The 6,300-nt window shown below is 70.2% G+C and carries 2 protein-coding genes and 3 pseudogenes; 2 read left to right on the top strand and 3 right to left on the bottom strand.

Annotated elements, in window-relative coordinates; translation table 11 throughout:
- Both GT042_RS13895 and GT042_RS13890 read left to right on the top strand, forming a co-directional pair.
- A pseudogene (locus tag GT042_RS13895) lies at nucleotides 1–564 on the top strand (DNA primase); the annotation flags it as partial.
- A 139-nt stretch (nucleotides 565–703) separates the two neighbouring features.
- Nucleotides 704–2,066: pseudogene (locus tag GT042_RS13890) on the top strand (RNA polymerase sigma factor).
- A 58-nt stretch (nucleotides 2,067–2,124) separates the two neighbouring features.
- Here GT042_RS13890 and GT042_RS13885 read toward each other — a convergent pair.
- The 3 genes and pseudogenes from GT042_RS13885 to GT042_RS13875 all read right to left on the bottom strand — a co-directional run.
- Complete coding sequence (locus tag GT042_RS13885) at nucleotides 2,125–4,056, bottom strand: ABC transporter ATP-binding protein (protein WP_161309017.1); 1,932 nt, start codon at nucleotides 4,054–4,056, stop codon at nucleotides 2,125–2,127.
- The gene (locus tag GT042_RS13880; protein WP_161309016.1) at nucleotides 4,056–5,789 is read right to left on the bottom strand and encodes an ABC transporter ATP-binding protein; all 1,734 of its coding nucleotides are present in this window, start codon (nucleotides 5,787–5,789) and stop codon (nucleotides 4,056–4,058) included. The genes GT042_RS13885 and GT042_RS13880 overlap by 1 nt, the downstream gene beginning before the upstream one ends.
- Nucleotides 5,790–6,123: 334 nt before the next feature.
- A pseudogene (locus tag GT042_RS13875) lies at nucleotides 6,124–6,300 on the bottom strand (sugar kinase); the annotation flags it as partial.

Genomic DNA, 6,300 nt, shown 5'->3' with positions numbered 1-6,300 from the left:
GAGCGCGGCGCCCGGCGCAACGACCCGCAGGGGTCCCACGGCGCCCAGGCACCGGCCGGCCGCGGCCCCTCAGGACCCGCGCTGAACCTCCGCAGCCCCGCCCACCGCACCGAGCGCGAGCTGCTCAAGCTCGCCCTCCAGCGGCCGGAACTGGTCTCCCCGGCCTTCGACGCGTACGGCAGCGACGAGTTCACCGCCCAGCCGTACGCGGCCGTGCGCCGCGCCATCGAGGACGCGGGCGGCGCCGAACAGGGCGTGGGGGCCGCCTTCGAGTACCTGGCCCGGGTCCGCGACGCCGCGCCCAACGACGCGGTGCGGGCGATGGTCACGGAGCTGGCGGTCGAGGTCTTCCACGGCAAGACGATCGACGAGACCTACGCGGGGGAGCAGCTCGTCCAGGTCCGGCTGCGCGCGGTCGACCTGCGGATCCGCGACGTCACGGGCACCCTGACCCGCCTCGGCACCCACTCGGACCCGGAGCACTACGCCGCCGTACAGAACGAGTTGTGGGTGCTCCAGCAGTACGGCCAGTCCCTGCGCAACCAGGGCGCGGCCGCGCTCTGACGACCCGGCGGCCCTGACCCGGCTCGCCCGCCGTCATCCCGGACGACACCCTTCCGTAACGGCCCGGTCACGCACGGGACGCAGAAAAACACCGCACGCCCCTCGTGGCGGCGATGTGTCGTACCCCACACTGGTTGCGGTGCCTGAGTCCCCGGGGCGCGGCCCGGCTACGCACGCCGGGCGCCGCACCCCCGCGGGATCCGCTCATCGTGTACGGGACGGATGCGGCCCGGCCGTTTGCGTCCCGCTGCCGCACGCCCCCGAACCGGCAGTGATCACCCTGGAGGTCGCCCCCCGTGCAGACCCAGACCCAGTCCGTGAGCCCGGCCTTGACGCTGACCAAAGACCTCACGGCCTACCTGACCGAACAACCGGCCCTGTCACCGGCCGTCTCGGCCCTCTCACCGGCCGTCCCGGCCCAGAACCGCGCCGCGCACCACCCGGAGGTGGTCCGGACACTCCACCCCGACAGCCTCCACCTCGACAGAGCGAAGTCCGACGCCGAGGGCCGGGTGACCGTCGTCGAGACCCTCACCGAGGACCCCGTGGACGACGTGCCCGAGCCCCGCCGGGGCAGCCGCGCCGACAGCGGCCCCACCTCCGACCTGTTCCGCCAGTACCTGCGCGAGATCGGCCGCATCCCGCTGCTCACCGCCGCCGAGGAGGTCGAGCTGGCCCGCCGCGTCGAGGCCGGCCTCTTCGCCGAGGAGAAGCTCGGCACCGCCACCGACCTGGACTCCCGCCTCGCCCACGACCTCGACCGCCTCGTGGTCATGGGCCGGATGGCCAAGCGCCGGCTGATCGAGGCCAACCTGCGCCTCGTCGTCTCCGTCGCCAAGCGCTACATCGGCCGCGGCCTGACCATGCTCGACCTCGTCCAGGAGGGCAACCTCGGGCTGATCCGGGCCGTCGAGAAGTTCGACTACGCCCGCGGCTTCAAGTTCTCGACGTACGCGACCTGGTGGATCCGCCAGGCCATGTCCCGGGCGCTGGCCGACCAGGCCCGTACCATCCGGGTCCCCGTCCACGTGGTCGAGCTGATCAACCGGGTCGTCCGCGTCCAGCGCCGGCTGCTCCAGGAGCGGGGTTACGAGCCCAGCGCCGAGGAGGTCGCGGCCCAGCTGGACGTCTCCCCCGAGCGCGTCGGCGAAGTGCTGCGCCTCGCCCAGGAGCCCATCTCCCTGCACACCCCGGTGGGCGAGGAGGACGAAGTGGCGCTCGGCGACCTGATCGAGGACGGCGACGCCGCGTCCCCCGTCGAGTCCGCCGCCTTCCTGCTGCTGCGCCAGCACCTGAACGCGGTCCTCTCCACCCTCGGCGAGCGCGAACGCAAGGTCGTACAACTGCGGTACGGGCTGGACGACGGCCGCCCGCGCACGCTGGAGGAGATCGGCAGCATCTTCGGCGTCACGCGGGAGCGCATACGCCAGATAGAGGCGAAGACCCTCGGCAAACTGCGTAACCACACCTACGCGGATCAGCTGCGCGGCTACCTGGACTGACAGCGGCGCCGCACCCCGTGAACCCGGGTGCGGCGCCGCGTCGACGCAGACGTCGACCTCAGTCGACCTCGGCGACCGCCTGGGCGAACTGCGACGCGTACAGCCGCGCGTACGCCCCCTCCGCCGCGAGCAGTTCCTCGTGCGTGCCCTGTTCGACGATCGAGCCGTTCTCCATGACGAGGATGACGTCGGCGTCCCGGATCGTGGAGAGCCGGTGCGCGATGACAAAGCTCGTACGGCCGTGGGCGAGGCGCGCCATCGCCCGCTGGATGAGGACCTCGGTGCGCGTGTCGACCGAGCTGGTCGCCTCGTCCAGCACGAGGATCACCGGGTCGGACAGGAACGCCCGCGCGATGGTGATCAGTTGCTTCTCGCCGGCGCTGACGCCCGTACCGTCGTCGTCGATGACGGTGTCGTACCCCTCGGGCAGGGTCCGGACGAACCGGTCCGCGTGCGCGGCCCGCGCGGCCTCCTCGACCTCCTCGCGCGTGACCTCACGGGACGATCCGTACGCGATGTTGTCGGCGATGCTCCCGCCGAACAGCCAGGTGTCCTGGAGGACCATGCCTATCCCGGAGCGCAGCTGCTCCCGGGACATCCGCGCCACGTCCACCCCGTCGAGCGTGATCCGCCCGCCCGTGACCTCGTAGAACCGCATCAGCAGATTCACCAACGTGGTCTTGCCCGCCCCCGTCGGCCCCACGATCGCCACCGTCTGACCCGGCTCCACCGACAGCGACAGATCCTCGATCAGCGGCTTCTCGGGGTCGTACCGGAAGGACACGTGCTCCAGCGCCACCCGGCCCAGCGACTCCTTGCGCAGCCGCTCCACCGCCGGGGTGTCGGGCTCCTGCTCCGGCGCGTCCAGCAGATCGAAGATCCGCTCGGCCGAGGCGACCCCGGACTGCACCAGGTTCGCCATCGACGCGACCTGCGTCAGCGGCATCGAGAACTGCCGCGAGTACTGGATGAACGCCTGTACGTCCCCGATCGACAGGGTGCCCGAGGCGACCCGCAGCCCGCCGACGACCGCGATCAGCACATAGTTCAGGTTCGAGATGAAGAGCATCAGCGGCTGCATGATCCCGCTGTTGAACTGCGCCTTGAACCCGGCCTCGTACAGCTTGACGTTCTCCTCGCGGAACGCCTCCGCGGACTGCTCGGCGCGCCCGAAGACCTTCACCAGCGCGTGCCCGGTGTACATCTCCTCGATGTGCGCGTTCAGCGTGCCCGTGACCTTCCACTGCTGCACGAAGTGCGGCTGCGACCGCTTCCCGATCCGCGTCGCCACGAAGATCGACACCGGTACGGTCACCAGCGCCACCAGGGCCAGCAGCGGCGAGATCCAGAACATCATCCCCAGCACGCCGACGATCGTCAGCACCGAGTTGATCAGCTGCCCCATCGTCTGCTGCATGGTCTGCGAGATGTTGTCGACGTCGTTCGTCGCCCGGCTGAGCACCTCACCGCGCGGCTGCTGGTCGAAGTACGAGAGCGGCAGCCGCGACATCTTCGCCTGGACCGCCTCGCGCATCCGGAAGACCGTGCCGTTGATGACCCGGATCGAGAGGCGCGTCGACACCAGCATGAGCAGCCCGGCGCCCAGGTAGATCAGCAGCGTCACGAGCAGCACTTCGCCGATCGCGTCGAAGTCGATGCCGTGGCCCGGGGTGAAGTCCACCCCCGAGAGCACGTCGGCAAGACCGTTGTCGCCCTTGTCCCGCAGCGAATCGACGGCCTGCGCCTTGGTGGTGCCCTCCCGCATCTGGCCGCCGACCACCCCCGCGAAGATCAGGTCGGTGGCCCGGCCCAGGATCTTGGGGCCGGTCACCGAGAAGGCGACGCTCAGCACACCGGCGCCGAGCATCCACCAGAGGGTGGTCCTCTCCACGGCGAGCAGCTTCAGCAGCCGCTTGCTCGATCCCTTGAAGTCCATGGACCGCTGCGTGGGGCCCGCGGCCATCATCATGCGTCCGCCAGGACCGCTCATCAGGCAGCCTCCGCCTCGGTCAGCTGGGAGAGAACGATCTCCCGGTATGTCTCGTTGCCCGCCATCAGCTCGTGGTGCCGGCCGCTGCCGACCACCCGGCCCTCGTCCAGGACGATGATCCGGTCCGCGTCACGGATGGTGGACACCCGCTGGGCGACGATCACCACCGTCGCCTCCGCGGTCTCCCGCGCGAGCGCGCGCCGCAGCGCCGCGTCCGTCGCGTAGTCCAGCGCCGAGAACGAGTCGTCGAACAGGTATATCTCCGGGCGCTGCACCAGCGTCCTGGCGATGGCCAGGCGTTGGCGCTGTCCGCCGGAGACGTTCGTACCGCCCTGGGATATCGCGGCGTTCAGGCCGCCGTCCAGCGCGGAGACGAAGTCCTTGGCCTGCGCCACCTCCAGCGCGTGCCACAGCTCCTCGTCGGTCGCGTCCGGCTTGCCGTACCGCAGATTGGTCGCCACCGTCCCCGAGAAGAGGTACGGCTTCTGCGGGACCAGGCTCACGGTCTTCGCCAACAGCGCCGGATCAAGGCCGCGTACGTCCTGGCCGTCCACGAGCACCTCCCCGCCGGTGGTGTCGATCAGCCTCGGGACCAGGCTCAGCAGCGTCGACTTGCCGCTGCCCGTCGACCCGATGACGGCGGTCGTCTCGCCCGGGCGTGCCACCAGGGAGACGTCCTTGAGCACCGGCTCCTCGGCCCCGGGGAAGCGGAACTCCCCGCCCCGTACCTCCAGATGACCGTGCCGCCGCAGCTCCGTCACCGGAGCCTCCGGCGGTACGACGCTGGACCGCGTGTCCAGCACCTCCTCGATGCGCTCCGCGCACACCTCGGCGCGCGGCACCATCATGAACATGAAGGTGGCCATCATCACGGCCATCACGATCTGCATCAGGTAGGCGAGGAACGCGGTCAGCGCGCCGATCTGCATCCCGCCGCTCTCGATGCGGTGCGCCCCGAACCAGACGACGGCGATCGACGAGACGTTGACGACCGTCATCACGGTCGGGAACATCAGCGCCATCAGCCGGCCGGTCGACAGCGCGACGTCGGTCAGCTCGGTGTTGGCTGCCCCGAAACGCTTCTTCTCGTAGTCGTCCCGGACGAACGCCCTGATCACACGGTTGCCGGTGATCTGCTCGCGCAGGATCCGGTTCACCGAGTCCAGCCGGGTCTGCATGGCCCGGAAGAGCGGCCGCATCTTCCGGACGATGAGGCTCACCGAGATCCCCAGCACCGGCACGACGGCCAGCAGCACGGACGACAGCGGCACGTCCTGGCCGAGCGCCATGATGATGCCCCCGACACACATGATGGGCGCCGACACCATCAGCGTGAACGACATCAGCGTCAGCATCTGGACCTGCTGCACGTCATTGGTGGTACGGGTGAGCAGGGACGGGGCCCCGAACTGCCCGACCTCGCGGGCGGAGAAGCTCTGCACCCGCCCGAATACGGCGGCCCGGACGTCCCTGCCGAGCGCGGAGGCGGTGCGGGCGCCGTAGTAGACCGCGCCGATGTTGCAGATCACCTGGCCGACACTGACGGCGATCATGATCCCGCCGAAGCGCAGGATGTAGCCCGTGTCCCCCTTCACGACACCGTTGTCGATGATGTCCGCGTTGAGCGTGGGCAGGTAGAGGGTGGCGGCGGTCTGGAGCAGCTGGAGCGCGACCAGCAGACCTATCGCTCTTTTGTACGGGGCGAGATGGGTACGCAGGAGTCGTAGCAGCACGCGGAGTCTCTCGGGGTCGGCAAGATCGGGGGTCGGACCCATCTTGCGACACCCGGGCGGCGGAGCCGTATGGATTTACGTCCAAGGCCGGGTCAAGAAGCGCGCTGTACTGGGCGTGTGGCGTACGGAGCGGCGCCAAGTGTGCGCTGTCTCACACCGGGAGGCGCCGGGGTGCCGGTCGCGTACAGGGGCGGTCGGGTCACCCCGTACAAGAACGGTCCCGCAATGAACGGTCGGGTCCTGCCAGAACGGTCCCGCCAGAACGGGTCCTGCCAGAACGGGTCCCGCGAGAACGGGTCCCGCGAGAACGGGTCCCGCCCCTTCCGTACGTCCGTCACATCCCGGGACCGAACGCCCCCGGGTGGATCTGCTCGCGGGTCGCCGCGTACTGCTGCCGTACGGCCGTCCCGACCGCCGCGTCCTCGCCCGGCTCGAAGACCTGCGCCGCCGCGCCCTGCCAGAGCGGCGGGGTGCGCGGGTCGAGCGTCCCCCGCGAGACGCCCAGCGCCCA

The organism is Streptomyces sp. SID3212, assembly GCF_009865405.1.
In the GTDB taxonomy this organism is placed as follows: domain Bacteria; phylum Actinomycetota; class Actinomycetes; order Streptomycetales; family Streptomycetaceae; genus Streptomyces.
This window is presented reverse-complemented; position numbering and strand designations above follow the sequence as displayed.